This window comes from Anabaena sp. PCC 7108 (assembly GCF_000332135.1).
GTDB lineage: Bacteria > Cyanobacteriota > Cyanobacteriia > Cyanobacteriales > Nostocaceae > Anabaena.
Map to the genome: position 1 here is coordinate 1624134 of NZ_KB235896.1, position 19634 is coordinate 1643767.

Annotated in this window: 15 protein-coding genes; 6 read left to right on the forward strand and 9 right to left on the reverse strand. The window is 36.0% G+C overall.

The window, feature by feature from the left end; all coding sequences use genetic code 11:
- Nucleotides 1-114 precede the first annotated feature (114 nt).
- Nucleotides 115-945, reverse strand: coding sequence for a metallophosphoesterase (locus ANA7108_RS0108130; protein ID WP_026104054.1), 831 nt, complete (start codon nt 943-945; stop codon nt 115-117).
- Nucleotides 946-1155: 210 nt separating this feature from the next.
- Here ANA7108_RS0108130 and ANA7108_RS0108135 point away from each other — a divergent pair, with 210 nt between their 5' ends.
- On the forward strand, nt 1156-2343 hold the full coding sequence (locus ANA7108_RS0108135) for an AAA family ATPase (RefSeq protein ID WP_026104055.1): 1188 nt from the start codon (nt 1156-1158) through the stop codon (nt 2341-2343).
- A gap of 56 nt (nt 2344-2399) precedes the next feature.
- Here ANA7108_RS0108135 and ANA7108_RS0108140 read toward each other — a convergent pair whose 3' ends face one another.
- Together ANA7108_RS0108140 and ANA7108_RS0108145 are read right to left on the reverse strand one after the other, a co-directional pair.
- The gene (locus ANA7108_RS0108140) at nt 2400-3818 is read right to left on the reverse strand and encodes an NAD(P)/FAD-dependent oxidoreductase (RefSeq protein ID WP_016950285.1); all 1419 of its coding nucleotides are present in this window, start codon (nt 3816-3818) and stop codon (nt 2400-2402) included.
- A 73-nt stretch (nt 3819-3891) separates the two neighbouring features.
- Complete coding sequence (locus ANA7108_RS0108145; protein ID WP_016950286.1) at nt 3892-6069, reverse strand: DEAD/DEAH box helicase; 2178 nt, start codon at nt 6067-6069, stop codon at nt 3892-3894.
- A 150-nt stretch (nt 6070-6219) separates the two neighbouring features.
- Here ANA7108_RS0108145 and ANA7108_RS0108150 point away from each other — a divergent pair, with 150 nt between their 5' ends.
- Nucleotides 6220-7611 carry a serine/threonine-protein kinase gene (locus ANA7108_RS0108150; RefSeq protein WP_016950287.1) on the forward strand — a complete coding sequence of 464 codons (1392 nt, stop codon included), beginning with the start codon at nt 6220-6222 and terminating at the stop codon, nt 7609-7611.
- A 13-nt stretch (nt 7612-7624) separates the two neighbouring features.
- Here the strand turns inward: ANA7108_RS0108150 and ANA7108_RS0108155 are convergent, their stop codons facing one another.
- The 3 genes from ANA7108_RS0108155 to ANA7108_RS0108165 form a co-directional block, all read right to left on the reverse strand.
- On the reverse strand, nt 7625-8950 hold the full coding sequence (locus ANA7108_RS0108155) for an ATP-binding protein (protein WP_016950288.1): 1326 nt from the start codon (nt 8948-8950) through the stop codon (nt 7625-7627).
- A gap of 237 nt (nt 8951-9187) precedes the next feature.
- A complete protein-coding gene (locus ANA7108_RS0108160) occupies nt 9188-10510 on the reverse strand; it encodes a tellurite resistance TerB C-terminal domain-containing protein (protein WP_016950289.1) in 1323 nt (440 codons plus the stop codon).
- A gap of 256 nt (nt 10511-10766) precedes the next feature.
- Nucleotides 10767-12107 carry an ATP-binding protein gene (locus ANA7108_RS0108165; protein ID WP_016950290.1) on the reverse strand — a complete coding sequence of 447 codons (1341 nt, stop codon included), beginning with the start codon at nt 12105-12107 and terminating at the stop codon, nt 10767-10769.
- 62 nt (nt 12108-12169) lie between these two features.
- On the opposite strand from ANA7108_RS0108165, the gene ANA7108_RS0108170 reads away from it, so the two are divergent.
- The 4 genes from ANA7108_RS0108170 (at nt 12170) to ANA7108_RS0108185 (ending at nt 16355) form a co-directional block, all read left to right on the forward strand.
- Nucleotides 12170-12490, forward strand: a complete 321-nt coding sequence (locus ANA7108_RS0108170; protein ID WP_016950291.1) for a TMEM14 family protein — start codon at nt 12170-12172, stop codon at nt 12488-12490.
- Nucleotides 12491-13418: 928 nt separating this feature from the next.
- Entirely contained in the window at nt 13419-14654 is a 1236-nt protein-coding gene (locus ANA7108_RS0108175; protein WP_016950292.1) for a phosphotransferase family protein, read from the forward strand.
- Nucleotides 14655-14684: 30 nt separating this feature from the next.
- Nucleotides 14685-15773, forward strand: coding sequence for a T3SS effector HopA1 family protein (locus ANA7108_RS0108180; protein ID WP_016950293.1), 1089 nt, complete (start codon nt 14685-14687; stop codon nt 15771-15773).
- 132 nt (nt 15774-15905) lie between these two features.
- The gene (locus ANA7108_RS0108185; protein WP_016950294.1) at nt 15906-16355 is read left to right on the forward strand and encodes a thioesterase family protein; all 450 of its coding nucleotides are present in this window, start codon (nt 15906-15908) and stop codon (nt 16353-16355) included.
- A 13-nt stretch (nt 16356-16368) separates the two neighbouring features.
- On the opposite strand, the gene ANA7108_RS0108190 is transcribed toward ANA7108_RS0108185, so the two are convergent.
- From ANA7108_RS0108190 to menA, 3 genes are read right to left on the reverse strand one after another with little or no spacing between them, the layout of a single operon-like run.
- Complete coding sequence (locus tag ANA7108_RS0108190) at nt 16369-17712, reverse strand: 2-succinylbenzoate--CoA ligase (protein ID WP_016950295.1); 1344 nt, start codon at nt 17710-17712, stop codon at nt 16369-16371.
- Entirely contained in the window at nt 17697-18656 is a 960-nt protein-coding gene (locus ANA7108_RS0108195; protein WP_016950296.1) for an o-succinylbenzoate synthase, read from the reverse strand. Before ANA7108_RS0108195 ends, ANA7108_RS0108190 begins: the two co-directional genes overlap by 16 nt.
- Nucleotides 18656-19555: a 2-carboxy-1,4-naphthoquinone phytyltransferase gene (menA, locus tag ANA7108_RS0108200; RefSeq protein WP_016950297.1), complete on the reverse strand. Its 900-nt coding sequence runs from the start codon at nt 19553-19555 to the stop codon at nt 18656-18658. Before menA ends, ANA7108_RS0108195 begins: the two co-directional genes overlap by 1 nt.
- Between the last annotated feature and the right edge of the window lie 79 nt (nt 19556-19634).

Genomic DNA, 19634 nt, shown 5'->3' on the forward strand with positions numbered 1-19634 from the left:
CAACTTGCAGCGGTTTCTGGTTTGATGGATTCTAATGATGAGAAGTCTCCTGGTGCAAGATATGAGATTAGAGCAAGTTGGTAGATTTTCCTTTCTCAATTCGGGTGTATGATATTATCTAGTTTGTAAGGTAATTATAGTCAGTTCTGGCGGACAAAATAACCTGCCGGGGAGATAAGTTCCTAAACCACGATTGACATATAGCTGATTTTTTCCTATTTTATGTAATCCTTGTGACCATTCCCAATGGTGGAGAATAGAATAATTTTTTCGTAGAAATGAGACTTTACGTCTAATTTTCATAGGTATTTTTCGCAATAGTTTTTTGTAATAAAGCACTGCTGGTCCCAAACCGGGAATAACGATTTGTCCACCGTGAGTATGACCAGATAATTGCAAATCTACGCGCCATTTTTGCAATGTTTCTGCTGTATCTGGGTTGTGGGATAGAACTATACGCGGTGTAGTAGGGTCTAGCTGATTCATGACTAGTGTAGGATTGAATTCCTGTGAGTAACGGTCTGCTAGTCCTACTAGTGGTAATTCTGTTCCTAATGGATAAGCAATTTCGTTCCAAAGGACATGAATACCAATGTTTGTCAGTGCTTTTGTAACTTCAGATTTTGAATTGGCATAGTATATATCATGGTTTCCTAATACAGCATAGATACCACAACGACTTTCCAGATGTTTAAGACTTTTTACTAGTTTGTGAATAGGTTCTGGTGTTGTAGTGATATAGTCGCCAGTTAAGAGAACTAAATCTGGTTGTTCTTGGTTACTGAGTGCGATCGCTCTTTCTAGCATTTTATCTGATAATCGCACACCATCGTAGTGAAAATCTGACATCTGCACCAGCTTTATACCTTGTAATGATGCAGGTAAACCCGCAATCTTAACCGTTAATTTCTCAATACTCAACGGTCCAGATAATAACCTGTGCATAAGGCGTTTAATAATTTTTAATAGTAGGGCTTATAGTCTAACGGAAATTAATTCGTTAATTTGTATCCATAGAGTAACTTTTTGGAAATTTCATGAAAGTTGTAGATTTTAGCGTATTTATACTTATTTAAGTTAAAGGGTACTTAAATTTTAGTTTGCTGTATACTGTATTACAGCATTTATTTTAATTCAAGATACCCAAAGTAGTTTATGCCATCATCTTTGCAGTCAGAATACATGAACTATGCAGAATTTGAGCAGCACGTAGCAAAACTTATTCACAAAGCTGGTTGGACAGTTGAAACTGCCAAACCTAACCAACCTGGACATGATTTAGTTGTTAAAAAAGGAAACTTAATTGGTGCTGTTCAGGTGAAATGGCTAAAAGGTAATGTAACAGCACCACAACTTTTAAAATTTGCCGATTATTTAGATTCTAACGAAGGTAAAAAATTTAATTTTGGTTGGTTTATAACTACAAAAGGTTTCGGTGGACCAGCATTAGCTTTAATTAGAAGCTGGGATAAAAATACTAAAATGCGCTGTGCAATTGCCTATGAAAATAAGATTGTAGGAGTTCATGGAGTTATAGAAATTGGAGGAACTGAAGACACAGAAGAAACCATAAAACTCGATCCTCCAAAAAAAGTTTATTTTGGAGTTTTTACCTGCAAAGGTGGAGTTGGTAAAACAACTGTAGCTGCACATTTAGCGGGAGCATTTGCTCTGCAAGGGTTTAATGTAGCACTTGTAGATTTAGATCCAGAACAAAATCTGCAAAAATTAGTAGGTGATGGTGTTTTTGTTCCCAATCCTAAAGGTGTTGGGACAACTATACAAGTTTTTGATGGTGAAGATTGGCATGAGGATGCAGCGCGTGATTGTAAAATAGTAATTTGTGATTGCTCACCTGCACTTGAACGAAATCCCAAAGAGCTAATTAATAAATTTGATTACTGTATCATACCAACAACTTTAAATCCGCTGGGAATTAATAAGCATGGAAAAGTTATTCAAGGAACTGTTGAAGAAATACGGAAAATTAACCAAACTGCTCATTTATTTGTCGTAGTTAATAATTTTAAAGATCCCAAATCTATCAAAAAAATGGATATCCTTAAAAGGACTTTTGCTGAGGCTTACAAACAAATTAGTAGAATTGATAAGAAATTTCATTGTATAGATCCAGAAAAAGTATGTATTCGCTCCAGTGATCAACTTTATTATTGGGGTATGCATATCCTGGAAAATCCAGATAATCCACGTAGTGAATTAGCATTTAATCTCATAGGTGGAAGATGCCATCCCCGTGAAGACTTTATCAACTTAGCAGATTACATTGAAACTAACGCTGGTATTGGGATACTCAGGGAAAAAGAGGATATTGAATTAAATTAGGTTTAGTTGCTGTCATCTAACACAACATCCCCGCTAAATTAAAAAATTCCCAAAAATTATTCCACAACCGCAGGTAGAGATGTTGATAAACTTTCTGCATTACTCAACTTTTCCCCTTGACCTTGGGAAGTGAAAACCTGTTTCAAAACCTGCATCAAGATGCGGGGATGGAAAAATGCAGTGGGTGGCTTTTGCATATGCATTATTTCTAAAAACAATTGATGAACTTCCGGGCTTTGGCTTTGCAGCATCAATACTTGTTCTAAATACTTCTGCATCAGTTTGTTGATTAAACTGGTTTCTCCTCCCTCTGTGGTAGACCAACGGAAATCCTCACCCGTAGCTATCGTCCAAGGTAAGTTAACTACTTTGTTGAATTGCTTTTGAAACTTGCGGGATAGACCAATTGAATTTCCTTGTTTACTTAAGCATTCATCCAGAGTTATAGCACCTAAAGCAGCGGTAGTCATACCTTGACCATAAACGGGATTGAAGCTACAGACAGCATCACCAACTACTAGAAAATTTTCTGGGAATCGAGACAGTTTTTCATAATGATGCAGACAGTTTTCTGTGCGTCTATAGGCGTAAATTGGTGAAAGGGGTTGAAGTTTTTTGATAGTTTCATAGATAATAGGTGATCGCAAACTACGCGCAAATTCCAAAAAACCTGCTTCATCCGTAGGTGGATAATCCCGACCCACACCGGCTAGTGTAATAATCAAGCGATTACCTTCGACTTGATAAATTACGCCCCCACGAGTACCAGGTGGTTGTGCTGTAATATTCACGCAATTCCAATCAGTTTGCAAATCAGCCGGAACCTGATACCAGCGGCTAGCGTAGCCTAAAAAAGCATTAACAACTGTTTCCTGGGGTGGTTCATAACCCATTGCTTGCAACCAATCAGGTGTGCGAGAATTTCTTCCAGTTGCATCCACCACTAAATCAGCAAATATCTCTACTTCCGGTTCGTTAGCAGTGCGTATCCGCACACCCGTCACACTAGCTTGATTGTTAAGTAAGCTAGTTACCTGTGTTGCTGACCGCCACTCTAGACGATCATTTGCAATTAAACGTTTACGGATAGTCAACTCCAGCAAATTGCGGCTACAGGTACGGGTAATTATTTGAGAACGAAAGCGGGAAACCCAACCACGAATACTCAACCACAGACAATCTGCTGTCCAGTCAATAGCTGGTGCGTCTGAAGCTGCTAATTCAGCGATGATACCAGGAAACAACTGTTCTATAATCTGCTGACCCCGCATTAGTAATGCATGAACATGAAGGTATTGAGGTACACCAGGGCGTTGTTTTGCTTGTTCGGCTGCTTCTTTAAGTTGATCCCGTTCTACAACTATTACACGGTCAAAATGCTTGGTCAGTACCTGAGCCGTTAGCATTCCCGCGATACTTCCTCCCATGACAACTGCGGTTGTTTCTGTCGCTATGCAACTATTGCTAGAGTTCATCTTGTAATTCACCTTTTTGGATACAAGTTTTACACAATTGCTTTGTTAATATAACAACAACAATAATAGCACTTTAAGGTTTCTCTCTCTCCCAAATTAAAATCTGTTGTCTCAGTTCTTCCATATCTAAATAATCATTCACAAAAGCTTTCCTTAAAAGTTCATGGGGAATAAATTTATCATATTTTTGCAGTTCTGGTGCTTCTGCATGACTAACTAAATGTTCTGCTGTAATTCTTTGTTCGCATAAAGAAGAAATTTCTGGATAAACAGACGAGAATTTATTCTTACCTAATTTCAAAGTCAAATAATAAGGATTTAGCCCACCAATACTATTGATTTCTAATGATTCTCGACAAAAAGAGTTAAGCAATCTTTCTAAAGTGCGGTAAGCAACAGTACCCATCCAAGGAAAGATGCAGCATTTATTTTTTTCCAAAAGTATAATGTTATGTTTATCTAATCCAGCATTTTGCGCTAATTTTCTAACTTCCTGCAAACGTAATTTAGCATTTTTTTGTAAATAGCTATATTCTGTATTTTCTAACAAAACCTGACGCATTCGTTGTAGAATTTTGGTATGAATATTACCGCTACTACCACGCCAATAAATACTAGCTTTACCCTCAGCTTGTTTAACAAAAATAGCCTTTTTTTTGAAGTCAACTTCTATAACTTCCCAACTTCTTCCAGCTAAGGCAAATTGATTACCAACAGGAGGTGGTATGACAATACCACCAATTTCCGTTGCCCCTTGTTTAACAACATATTCTTGATGATCAGCAAATACAGCATAAAACTGAAATTTATTAACTATTTTTTCTCCTAATAAACCAATAATTAATTTACCTTGTTCAGTTTTTTGAATGTGATTAATATCAATTAAATATCGTAGTAACAACTTATAATCATCCGTCGAAATATTTGCAAATGGGGATAAATTAAAAACTTCTTGGGCTAAAGCAGCAGGTGAAAGCTCCCCAGTTGCTTTTAAAATGCTCATTGTTTGATGATAAAGTAAACTTAAAGGATATTTAATTGGCTTGATTGGTTCTAGCCAACGCTCTTCTAAATAAAGTTGAATAATAGCGATACACTGTAAAAGTTGCCAAGGGATTTGTTCTGGTAAAGAAGTTTCTGATAATAGTTGTTTTTCTGAACAAACAAAACGCATATCCGCAAATTCACCTCTTCTACCACTTCTTCCTAATCTTTGTAAAAAACTAGCAACTGATAACGGTGATTCTAATTGTATTACTCTTTCTAATTCACCAATATCAATACCTAATTCTAGGGTTAAAGTTGCTGCTGTTACCGCAGGAGTATGAGGTTCACGCATAGCATTTTCAGCAGATTGTCGTAAAGTCGCAGAAATGCTCCCATGATGTACATGATATATATCTGGAAATCCTTCTTGTTTAGCTATTTGGCGTAGAGAAGAAATAATAGATTCTGTTTGGGTGCGGTTGTTAGCAAATATCAGACATTTACGAGATTTACTAAGATTGAAAATATATTGATCATATGCTGATTTTTCTAATTCTTTTTCAAAATAAAAATGCTCTATAGCTAATTTTATTTGGCGTTTTCCTGCTGCAATTTTTGGGGTAATTACTGCTTTATCTGTTCCTGAACTTAACCATGCTTCAGCCATTGAGTAATCACCCAGAGTTGCTGATAAACCAATACGACGAGGTTGTATTGTGGTAACTTTTGCTAAACGTTGTAGTTGACAAATAATTTGATAACCACGTTCTGAACCCATGAAAGCATGAATTTCATCAATAATGATAAAACGTAAATCAGCAAATAACCGGATTAGTTCATTATTTTTGTTAATTAATAAGCTTTCTAAAGATTCTGGTGTTATTTGTAGAATGCCTTGGGGATTTTTTAAAAGTTTATTTTTGCGACTTTGCCCTACGTCACCATGCCAAGAGTATACTGATATATCTGCGGCTTTTAATAAATCATTGAGACGTTCAAATTGATCATTAATTAAAGCTTTAATGGGACTAATATACAATGCGCCTATTGTAGTAGTTGGTTGTTCGTATAATAAAGTTAAAATCGGTAAAAATGCGGCTTCTGTTTTTCCCGCAGCGGTAGCCGCAGCAACTAGCAAATGAGCATCAGTTTCAAATATTACCTGACAAGCAGCAATTTGCACTGGTCGTAATTCTGTCCAATTGTGAAGATAAATATATTCTTGAATGAAGGGTGCAAGTCGGGAAAAAATGCTGTTACTCATACCAATTTTAAATTATTTTAAATTTTAGATAGAAGAATAATCCCAGGAATAACACCGAGTCTGATGCTAGTTGGCAGTTTAAGTAAGCTTACAGTAATCTAGTAACAAGGAGTAAACTTCTAAAAGTAACAAAGTTCAGAAGTTAGCAAAATGACAAATCAAGATTTAGGTGATTTTGCCAAAGAGACGCTCTTGGAACGCTACGAAGTGCAGCAGCAACTGGGTAAAAAAGCCGGACGAAGAACGCTGCTGACTCGTGATTTGCAAACCCAAGAACTAGTAGTAGTGAAACTACTTTCATTTAATGATGAATTTCAATGGCACGATTTGAAACTCTTTGAACGTGAAGCCGAAACTCTTCAAGCTATATCCCACCCAGCAATTCCCCGTTACCTAGATTACTTTGAGTTAGATACTCCTGACTACAAAGGATTTGCACTCGTACAAAGTTATATTCCCGCTGAATCTTTAGAAACACAACTGAAAGCAGGACGTAGTTTTAGTGAAGAAGAAGTCAAACAATTAGCGACAGCAATATTAGAAATTCTTAAATATTTACACGGTCGTCAACCACCTGTAATTCACCGCGATATCAAGCCTAGTAATATACTTTTAACCAATCGTTCTGGTAATAGTGTCGGTGAGGTTTATTTAGTAGATTTTGGCTCAGTGCAAACTATTGCTAGAACAAACAGCACAATGACTGTTGTTGGTAGTTATGGGTATATGCCACCTGAACAATTTAATGGTAAAGCTACTCCTGCTTCTGATCTTTATGGTTTGGGTGCAACTTTAATTTACTTAGTAACAGGTGAACATCCAGCCGATTTACCGCAACAAGATTTAGTAATTAAATTTGAAGCAGCAGCTAATATTAGTCCTGGTTTTAGCAGTTGGTTGCGGAAGATGACACAACCTATTTTGAGTAAAAGATTGGCTTCTGCTGAACAGGCTTTACACGCTTTAGAACTACCTAAAAATAAAACTCAAACTCCAGTCAAGATATCTAATTCAGTTTTAGTAAAACCTTTTGGAAGTAAGGTAAGTTTGCATAAAAATGCTGACTTTATGGAAATTGTTATCCCTCCATTGGGTGGATTTTCAAAAATTATTATGATGTTTTCCTGGTATTGTAAGGTGGTTTTACCGCTTTCATTTTTAATGCTTTTGCCAATCTTTAGAATCATTTCACCTCTGCTGATTCCAGTTAGTTTGTTAATATTATTTTTGGTCATATGTATGTGCTTTTTTGGAAATAAAATCCTGCATATAAATAGGACTAAAATTTTTTCATATTATGAATTGTTTGGAATTGAGCGACATCATCCACTTCCTAGTATGAAAAAAAATATTATTCGCTTAGAGATAACCCATACTTACGAAAACAATAGACCTCAGGCTTGTTTAATTATCTGGTCAGGAATGCTAAAATATAAAATTCATACTGGTGAAAATCATACTTTTGCTATCAGTACTTTAGAACTTGATTGGTTGGCGGAAGAGCTGAGTAATTGGCTAGAATTACCAATTACTAGAAACTAAGAAAATTCCTTGCTTACAAACTAAATTCAGATACATCTCCATCTATATTTTCACTATCACCAACAGTAGTAGGTTTAAAGTTAGAACCATGAACTAATTCAGTAAACTTAATTTCTGGGTTTTGATAAATAACATTTAACACACTAATAAAATCCCGAATAATTTCTCCTGGTGTGAGTAAAGCTTCTGCACCTAAACGACTAATAATTTCTTGGACAAATTCCTTTAATTCCCTATTTGTTAAGGTCTTTTCATAAGCAAAATTGAGGGCATGAATTTCTGTTAATCGTTGTAAAAGTGAGAAGATTTCTGTTTCAGTTAAAGGATTGAGTCGAATAACTGGACTCATATATTCTTGTACACCTGCTTGGGTAGAAAAACGACTTTCTTTTGTGCGTCTACGCCAAGCTTGGTCAGCAAAAAGTCCTCGATTTGGATCTTCTAAAAATTTAGTTGTTCCCCCAATAAAAATACCCAGATTTTCTGCTTTACATTGCATGGTGTCGTTGAACATTGCTAACAGTCTGTTGTAGTTCTTTTCACGAGTGACTGTCGTGGATATTTGATATAAATTGACGGCTTCATCTATTAAAATTAACATTCCTTTATAGCCTATTTCCGCTACAAATTTCGCTAAGAGTTTGATATAATCAAACCAGGTATCATCATCAATAATCACCCGTACTCCTAATGCGGCTTTAGCTTCAGTTTTGGTATTAAATTCTCCTCTCAACCAGCGTAAAGACGCATTTTTTAATTCATCATTATCTAAACGATAACTACGCCAATAAGCAATAATTACAGTACCAAAATCAAAGCCATGAACTAAGTCTTCAATATAGTGAACTACTTCCCGAATTTTCACTTCTACTTGCTCATCAAAACCTTCATCATTGGGATTTATGCCCTGTTCTTTAGCTACTTCTTGCTGAATTTTATTAATCCATCCTTCTAAAATAGAAATTAAAGCACCACCGTCAGGACGAGTTTTTGTAGCGAGACGACTCATCAATTCTCGATAAGTTGCTAAACCTTCATTGTTGCTTCCTGCTAGTTTGCGTCCAGTGGATAAATCAGCGTCAGCAACTACAAATCCTTGCTCCATAGCCCGGTTACGAATCATTTGCAGCATGAAGCTTTTACCGGAGCCGTAGTTACCAATGATAAACCGAAATGCGGCTACACCTTCGGCGATATCATTAAGATTATTTAATAGGCTATTAAGTTCTTTTTCTCGACCTACTGCTATGTGTTCAATTCCAACTCTGGGGACTACTCCTGCACCCAAGGAATTAATTAAAGCGGTGGAGATTTTTTTGGAAATTTTTGGTTTTGTCATGTAGTTGATTTTAGTTAATTTTTAAGGCTTCTGTAAATAGCCAGTATATAGTAGATGACAGTCTAAAAAGTCTTTTGGTGTCTAGGTTTTATAATCAGGATTAAATGTAAGATAAATGATCGTAGTGAGCGATTTATCGCTTTCTTGCCAGATTTTATCGGGCTAAAGCCCTTACTACTAACTTTTTTTATTCGGGTTTACTACTTTGAGAAAGTTATTTAATTGGATAAAACAAATTTAGTTGCTAGGTTTTTCATAGATTGCTATTACTTTTTTGACGTTGGGAATATGTTCTTGATAAATTTCTGGAATTTCTTCTGCTGTTTGTATAATCAGTTCCCCAATAGTATTATTAGCAATTTCATTTATGGAGTCAATTAATAAATTTGGCATGGTGATGTTGGCTTCAGCAATTTTTTTAATGGTAGGTTTGGGATTATCTTGCTCAACTATGGCTTTTAATACCTGGATTTCATATTCTGGCAGATTTTCCAGAAAATTAGTCCATTCTGTGGGTAAGTTATCTGAGGTGTTCAGTTCATAGTCTATGAGTGATATTGGTTCTAGTAATTGATCAAAAGGAAACAATTCAATATCGTCTTCTTCTGGATTTTCATATAAGTTTTCTTGATTGAGTGTTTCCATTTGTTGGAGTAGTTCCCAAACTTGACTTTGTAATAAGTCGCGTTCATTTTGTAACAATAGAACTTGATTTTGTAGTTGGTTGAGTTCAGCTTGTTGTGCTGTAGTTTGGTTCTGTAGAGAAATCAGACTATTGTCTAAATTTTCTTTATTCGTCTTTGTCTCGATAAGTAAGTTATTTCCTTGGACTATCTTCATTTCTAGTTCTTGAATTTCTATTCTTAGTTCATATAGTTTTTCTTCTAGTTGGGGTTTGAGTCTACCTAACAGAGTTAAACTACTTTCGATTTCCTGCTTTTCGGCTTGAAAGGCTTCAATTTGATTTTGGATCTGGGTTATTTCTGAACGTAAACCATGAGAATTCAATTCTAATCGGCGTTTTTCGGCTGCAAGATGAGAGCAGTCATTTTTCAATTCTTCTGTACTATTTTCCAAATCATGTACTTCAGTTGTTAAAATACTAATTTCTGATTCTAACTGCTTTTTTTGTCCGGCAAAATTGCCTAACTCTCGATGAAGACTATCTCTTTGATTACGACATTCTGCGATTTGATTTTGTAGCTGCTGAGATTCGCTGTAAAGTATACTGCGATGCTCTTCTATTTGTTTTATTTCTCTAGCAATACGAGATTTTAATCCTTCACGTTCTCTAATTATTCTATTTAGAGAACCTAAAATTAACATTTCATAATTCCTGCGTCGTTTATCAACAAATAAAGCGGCTGAATAGGTAGCTAATACAGTAATCATTCCTGTGATTAAGGCTTTAGTAAAATCCCAGTTGGGGACGAGACTTAGACCAAAACTGACACTAAAGGCTGCTATACCTAGAATTAAGCGATTACTGATGATTGCTGATTGCATCTTGCTTGTTTTTAGTGTATTGAAGTTTTCAGAATCATGTTTTACTAATGTCATTACTGCTCACATTTTATTAAATATATGGTTGGGTATGGTTGGGTATGGTTGAAAGTAAAAAACTTTGTGGTCAAGTTAGATATAAAGCCTATTTTTCTCCTTCCTGCTGCTGTATGTTTGCATAATATTGCTCTGTTAGGAGTTAAAAATTTCCGTCACTAGTGCAAGAAAGCAGAAGACCAAAATATTTACCATAAAAAGTTTTTACAGGTTTTTATTAATTAGTTATTTCTGTTAGCCTACACTAGTAAGTTGACTACAGGCTATTGTTATTTTCACCAAATACAGCTAACTCTGCTTTTAAGAAGTCTATAAATTGACGTGCTGTTCTGCCAGAACGTCCATTATGGCGAGTTGCCCATTGCAAAGCTTGGTATTCTAAATCTGAGGGAGTGATATTTATGCCTGTTTTTGCTGCTAAATGTTGGACAATTTGTAAATAAGTTTTTTGATCTGCGGCTTCAAAGGTTAGAGTGAGACCAAAGCGATCGCTAAATGACAGCTTTTCCTGCATTGTATCCCAAGCATGGACTTCCTCATGATCCTTGGGGGTAGGTCGATCACTAAAATACTCTCGAATCAAGTGACGACGGTTAGAAGTAGCATAAACAACTGTATTTTGGGGTCTAGCGGTTAAACTGCCTTCTAAAACTACTTTTAGGGCTTTAAAGGCATCATCATCCTCTTCAAAAGCAAGATCATCAACAAAAATAACAAATTTTTGGGGTACTCCCCGCAAATACTCGACAATTTTGGGTAAATCTTGGAGTTCTGATTTGGCAACTTCTATCAAGCGGAGGTTTCTGTGACGATATTCGTTTAACAAAGCTTTGATTAATGAAGATTTGCCAGAACCACGACTACCGTAAAGTAATACGTGCAGTGCGGACTCTCCTGATAATAAAAACTCTGTATTTTTTAACAAAGTATCTTTTTGCCACTCATAACCTACTAGTGTACTTAGCTTCACTGTATCAGCATAGCGAATACCCACAAACTCTCCGGCTTGCCAGCGAAAAGCACTGTATTCTGCAAATAAACCTGTTCCATATTGTTGATAATAAGCTGCTAAATCTTCTACGGCATCAGCCCAAGTTGTTAATTGCGGGAGAGAAGCCGGCAAACCTTGGTCAAACACTTTTTGAGGCTCTTGGTACCACACGACTGGGGAAACTGGCAAATGAGCGGCAATTTGCACCCACTCGCTTAAAATTGCACTGTTACATTCATAGAGACTTTGTAATATTTGTAAATCATTTTGGGTTGCTGCTACTAAAGCTGGGGGCAAGTCAGCAAATTTTCGCTGTTGAGCCAATTTGCTAAAGGGGTTATCAGCAATCAGAATTTGACTGATTAAGTATTCCTCCCAAGTTTGATTGCTGGCAGCTAAAGCTTGGAAATAGCTACCGTAAGCTTTGAGACAATCACGCCCATCTGCGTCAGTGTAACGTATTGCTTGTAACAGTTCCAGAAATGCGATCGCTACTTTGCCTTGGAGAACGGATTGGTAAAGTAAAAGAGAGGCAGCTTGACGCTGGAGGAATTGAACTTTGATATAAGACGAAGTGTGTGCCGTCGGCATTGCTTGATTATCCATCAATCAACTGTTATTTTCTACTGACCCTGAAAGTAAAATTCAAATCTACATAGGTTGTAATCATGAATTTAGGTATAGTTGCCGCTTTTGGCTACGGCATTTTATCGTTATTAGGTGGCATTATTGGCTACATTCAAGCTAAAAGTAAAGTTTCGTTATTAAGTGGTAGCATGAGCGGTTTGTTACTAATTTTTTCTGCCTACTGTCAACTTCAGGGACAAACCTGGGGTTTGACTGTAGCAGCTTTTATTACTGGTATTTTAATATTTTTCTTTGCGTTGCGACTAGCTAAAACACGTAAGTTCATGCCGGCAGGATTAATGATTATTTTGGGTATGCTGACATTGGCGGTAATAATTAATCAAATTTTTGTCTCTAAGTAGCCCCCTGATTCCATCTAGACTCCCCAACCCATAAAAAAAGTTTCTCTTACCTGCTTCTGTTTTGAAGTTTGTAACTGTGTTTCAATCACAATCAACATCCCTCTGAATATCAGTAATTATCTTAGTACTTTTGTTTTATCAGCGTGTAAAATTACTTTTATTACATATTACATAGTAGTGATAGTTGTAGCAGAACTTGCGATCACTAAAGTATAGGTGTAATATAGTGAACTTAATCTAGTTATCGTACACATGAGTTTTTTGTACTATATATTCTCAGTGTGTTTTTGCTCTATGGAGATTTCTAGCGGCGAAAGTACACCTTTACCTAGTTTATTTGTTGTGAAAAACCGTTACGAGTAAATGTGGTTACAGCACGGCAGCTATTATGCACCAAAGAAAATTGTTATGTCCGCTCACAAAAAGTCAACATCCTCAGTAGATAAATACTTCCGAGCCAATAACATTAACCACAAAAATAGATACAGTCGATTGTAAGTTGCAGGAGGTACAAACTAAAAATCAAAATATGGCTCTAGCGTAGCTACGCTATTAAATATCCAGCGGCTTTCTCTTTGAACTCCTGAATTCTGCTGTATGTAGCAGTCCTAAATGATTTGTGAGCCAATCTGCCCCTTGTTGCTTGTATCTACCAATCAGTTCACTAATTACAGAGGAGTGCTGTGTCCCAAATTTAGGATTTTTACTAGTGTAAAAATTCTATGTTATCTTGATTAAATTTTAAAGAAAAGATAAAGTATATTTTGCCATATTGGCAGGTTTTGCTAACACAAATGAGATATTAGTAGATCGTACAAATAGTTATTGATCTTCGTAGTTTTGTTGGTATCTCCCTAATCCTACTGGTGTTAAATCGACTTCGGCATAGATAATTCTCTAATCAATTTAAGAAACTAGGAAATAATAAATGTTATTATCACTGTCTTCTCAAAATGTTATCCAGTATCTGCAAAAGGTAGGGCTGCGTAGCGCAGAAGATGGCGCAAAATATGAATCCAAGTTACCGGAAAATAACCGAAAAAATCATAATTTATTGGTGACTTTGGCAAATAATCACAAACTGTTGGTGAAACAAGAACAACATATAAATTTGGATATTAGTCATCATGAATTTTTTAAAGAATGGCTATTTCACCAACTGTTACAGCAGTTTCCCATCCTTGGGAATATTTCTGAGATAACTTCATTAGTATTAAATTTTGATCAGGAAAATTCTATCCTCGTCCGTAGCTATTTAAGTGAATATACGGAATTAGAAACATTCTATCAAAATAACGGTATTTTCCCTATTGAAATTGCTATATCTATTGGTAATGCCTTAGCAGGTTTACATCGTACAACCTTCCAACAGCGAGAATATCGTGATTTTATGGCCACTGCACCCCAAGGACAGTTTCGCTATAATTTTTACAATCCGGCTCAAGGTATAAGCTCAATTAGTCCAGAGATTTTTGGCACAATTCCCACTGAAGCACTCAAGTTTCATGCTCTTTATCAGTGTTATGAAAGTCTAGAATCGGCAATTGCAGACTTGGCCTATGAATGGAATCCTTGTTGTTTGACTCACAACGATTTACAGTTGAACAATATTTTGGTTCATTCTCGTTGGGAACAGCTAGATAATTGCTTAGTAAGGCTGATTGATTGGGAAACTTGTACTTGGGGAGATCCAGCTTTTGATTTAGGAACTATACTAGCAAGTTATGTCAAAATTTGGCTTTCAAGTTTGATAGTAGATCCTACTCTAGAGTTAGAAGAATCTTTGCATTTAGCAATGATACCACTGGAAACTATTCAACCTTCAATCCTGGCTATCCTTCGTTCTTATCTGCATGGATTTCCCATGATTTTAGACTACAATCAAAACTTCCTTGTGCGTGTTATTCAATTTACAGGATTGGCACTGATTCATCAAATTCAAGAAATGATTGACAACCGTAAATATTTTGATAATACCAACTTGTGTATGCTCGAAGTTGCCAAAAGTTTACTAACTATGCCTGAACAAGCTGTGCTGACTATTTTTGGTGCTTCCGAGACAGAGATTCTGCAATCTGCAACTGGTAAAAAACTACCAAAACCAGCAAAAGAAACTCAACTAGTGCGGATTTATTACGAAAAAACTCGTCTGCGCGGTTGTTAGTATTATAAATTTTGAGGTGCAAATTAATTAATGCTAGATAGTTCTACAAATCAAATTCTAAATTCTTTGTTTGATATTGCTACTAATATCCAAATAGAGTCTAATTTTTGTATTCATCATCCCCATTATCAACCGTTTTCTTTGCCAACTACAGTAGCAAATAGATTTCAACAAAATTCGCCAGCTTTACAACAAAAATATCTAGCTTTACTACTACGTAATTTTCTCCATAGTATCTATTATAACGGTTCACTACAAACCACTTTAGAAGCCAACACTGGTAATATTAATTACTCAAAAATTCCAAATTTACAGCAAAATTCTAGTTTAGGTGTTGATTGGGATTTTTATGAGCAACTACATCAGAGTAATCACGGTACTGGTAACTATGACCCTGATTGGCAAGTGTTACGATTAGAACCTGATAGGAGTATAGCTGTAACTAAAGCTGGTTTGACATTGTATGTTGAGCCAGAATGCTATCTCAAATCTCGTAAAAAGTCTGCCAAGGTGGGTGATTCTATTGCTATATGGATGCCTAAAAATCGCTTACAAAATGGCTGTTATGTGGCGGTTAGCAATGTAGGCGAAGAACATCCAAATACGCCAAATGCTGATTTAGGAGTAGGGCGAATTTATTTTAATTTTACGCCATCTGGTGCGATCGCTCTCATGGACAGCCTCACAGAACAACTAAATAATACAGAAATTGCTTTTAGCTTTCAGGTTCTCTATAACCCCTCTGCATATGGGCGCTATGATGCAGGGGTACTCCATTTTGAACGACAAAATTATCCCATCATCCACAAAATTCTGCAAGCTGTTTATAAACAGCATCAAAGTCATTTTCAGCCAGAAATACCCTTATTTACCAAATTTTTAGCTCCCGGATTGAGTTTAGCAGAAGAACCAAGCCACAAATTTGCTGCACAGGAAAGTTTTGGACTAAACCGATGTCAAATTGTCGCTAATGCTTTGTTAGAAGCTTGGGAAAAAGGGAAAAATGCTATTGAAGAACGCATGCAAATTATTAACGAACACTTTGCACAGCATCTAATTGATGTACATCGTCCTTACCTCAATCCTGCTTCTGAAGATATATATCAACCCTTGAATTAAGAAAGATTGAAGTCCGAAAATCACTGCTAAATGTGAGTTTTTTAAATAAAAAATGCTGTATGTAAAGTACAATAAATTCCTATATAAGGCAATATGCCTACTTTTTTGTTTTGACTTGGGAATCTTGATTTTATGATTTTCAATTATCAGCGGGTTGTACGTTTTCAAGATACTGACGCAGCTGGAGTAGTTTATTTTGCGAATGTTTTGGGAATTTGCCATGAAGCTTATGAAGAATCATTAATATCTCTCGATATCAACTTAAAAACTTTTTTTACTAATCCATCTTTAGCTTTCCCGATTGTACATACTAATGTAGATTTTTTTAGCCCAATGTATTGTGGTGACAAGCTAATGATTAGATTATTACCTCAAAAAATTAGTGTGGATAAGTTTGAAATTAACTATGAAATCACGTTGAATAAGGTAATAGTTGCTAAAGCTATGACTCGTCATGTTTGTATTGATGTCAATAGCAGAATGAAGCAAGAGTTGCCTGATCATATCAGCAATTGGTTGGAAACTCATCGTAAAGACTTAGAGGGGGCTGAGAGAAGAAAGTTGCGGGAGGAAATTGTCTAATTTCTAATTGTAATTATTTGGTTTTCAGAAAATTCTCGGCAATTTCTTGAACTTGTTGACGGTTGATTTTACCTTGGGCATTTCGGGGTAAGTTTGGTAGGGGAATCCAATATTTAGGAATTTTGAATTTACTAACTTTTTTTTGAAGTTGGTTTTGAATTTCCAATGTAGAAGTATTCGAGTCTTTGGGTACATAAATTGCCGTTAATGCTTGTCCCCAATGTTTATCAGGTATGCCAATTATACAAATATCAATAATTAGGTTAGTTTTTCTAATCGCTGTTTCAACTTCTGCTGGATAAATGTTTTCACCACCTGTAATGATTTTGTCGCTGCTACGTCCGCTAATATGTAAATAGCCTTCTTCATCTAAAAAACCAATATCATCTACAGAAAAATTATCTTGATTTTCCCAAAGTTGTGGATAGTAACCTAAAGCCAGAGATTTGCTTTGAATATTTATATTACCTGTGAGATGATCAATTGTAACTTGGGCATGAGGTAAAATTTTTCCACTACTAATTATACCTTTGAGAAATTCATCTGGTTTAAGAGTGGCAATTTGAGAAGCGGTTTCTGTCATTCCATAGGTAGGTGATAGACGAATGTGATGAAATCGAGCTTTTTCTAACAGTTCATCCCATGCTGGCGCACCTCCTAAAAGTACTGTTTCAAATTGAGATAACCATTGAGTTGATTGGGGATTTTCTAGCAAGCGTTGTAATTGTGTGGGTACTAAAGATATAAAATAATCTGCATAATTAAGATTAGATTTTTGACAAAATTTAACTTCTTTAAATGTGCTAATAACTAAGTTACCGCCAGTGATAAAACTTCGCATAAATTGCATTAACCCACTAACATGATATAATGGTAATACACAAAAAGAATTAACTGTTTCTATTTGAAAATATTCTGTAAATCCTTGTACAGATGCCGTTAATGTTTCCCAAGTGTGAATTGCAAATTTAATCTTTCCCGATGAACCACCAGTAGGAATCATAATAGAATCGGTAATTGGTAATTGGTAATTGGTATTTGGTGATTGTACAAAATTATTATCCACTCCCCAAACTATATCTGGTTGGACTAAATTAAAAACTTGTTGCCATTCATCTTTTCCCCAGTCGGGATTACAGAGAAAAATTGGACATTTGGCAGCACAAGCGGCGATAAAGCTGGCTAAAAATCGCACTGGTTCCCGTTCAGCTAAAATAATTTTTGGTGCTGTTTTCTTCGATAATTGAGTTAATTCTAAATATAATTCATTTGCTATTTGCTGAAGTTCTTGGCTATCATCACCAATTAGCCAATGATGATTTTTGATTTTCTGTAAATAGTCTAGAGGTTTTTCCATAGACTTTGAGGAAAGGTTGAATCTGGTTGTGTAAAAAAGTGGTTAATACCAAAACCAACAGCACGATTATTTAGAGATAATTCTGCTGCTAATTGCAGTGCGGCTTCTCTAGCAATTGGGGTTTCAAATACAGATGAAAATACTGTATCAATATTATGTTGTTGGCAAAATTTTCTCAACCGAGATGGTGAACCAGCTATTCCCGGTTTAATCACAAAAATTCCTCGCCAACCTTGTTGATAATAGTGTTCGAGTTGTTGTAAAGTGGCGACAGATTCATCTAAAGCAATGGCTGTAGAATATGAATTACTCAATTCTAATACTTCTGCAAATTGATTCACAGCTAAAGGTTGTTCGATAAATTCTATTTTTGGTTGGAAATTATCGCAAGTTTGTAGCCATAATTTTGCTGATTTGTAGTTGAGTCCACCATTAGCATCTAAACGTAGTTTTGCCGAATCGGGTAAGTTTTGAATTAGTAAATTAAAGATTTCTAATTCTTGGGCAATATTATCTACCCCAATCTTCCATTTAAATGTTTTATATCCCTGTTCCCATAAACTTTGCCATTGATTTAAAGCGGCTTCTCCTGCTGATAATAAACCACTATAGGTGAGATTTTGAAGAGTGATAAATTCTGATGTTTCACCTAATCTTGATAAGGCTGATTCAAAAGCAAATTGACAAGCTGGTAAGTGATCTGGAATCGCCAAAATTATTTCTGATGTAATTTCTATTGGTAGTTGGTGACAAAAATCTAAAGCTTGTTCAATAGTTTCAGAACCAAACCAACTTATAGGGGAAATTTCTCCCCAACTAACTTTACCCTTAACATCAATTAGGCGAATAATTATGCTTTCGCGGATTTCCCAAATTCCATGATTTGTCACTACAGGACGAGTGAATTTGTGATTAATTGCACGCCAGGAAAATTGATAATTCATTACCCCAGCATAAATCCTACACCCAACAGCAAACAACTCCAGAAATGCACAGCGACAGCGATGAATTTACAGTTACTGACTTTGTCTGGTTGGTTGTGATTTTCTAAAACGTGGCGACATAATTTGAATGCAAAGGGTAAACTTACCCAACTTAACAGCGTCCAAACTGGAAAAATTCCTAATAAAACGAATAATAGATTAAAAGGATAGATACTAGCAGTGAACCAGACTAAGACTTTAGCACCTGTTTGAGTACCTAAGCGAACAATAGGAGATCGCTTTCCAGCCGCTATGTCATCTTTAACTTGGTGGAAGTGTGAGCAAAATAGAACTAAACTAGTAACAATGCCAACAATCACCGAAGCTGCTAAATTAGTGATTGACCAAGTTTGAGTTTGACTGTAGTATGCTGCTGACGTTCCCAAGGGGCCAAAGGCGAAAAAGCAGAGAATTTCCCCCAAACCCTGATATCCTAGACGAAAGGGAGGTCCCTGGTACATATAGCCCAAGCCGCAGCATAGCAGAATGATACCAATTACAGTTGGGTTTTGTTGTAGAAGTGCGATCGCTATTATCCCTAGCAAACCCGAACCTAAACATAAATTTCCTAGCCAAAACATTAACTGCTTGTTACCAGTCAAATTTACAAGGGAGTGATGTTTATTTTTATCAATACCTGTTTCTGCATCAAAAACATCATTACTGATATTTTCCCAAGCCAGAATTAAAATTGCCGCAGCAATAAATATTGAAAATATTGTCGGATTAAGAATCTTTGTTTCCGCAAATGCTACTGCTGAACCTACCCATATAGGCATAATAGCAACACTGTACATCGGCGGTTTGATTGCCGCCAGCCATAATTTATTCTTGGGTATAGAAATCTGATTTTGAGTCATCAGCTGTGATGAGTTAAATTGCTATAAATTTACTGCTCAGTTTAGATTTTATAATCTTGCGAGACATTTGACGCTGGTA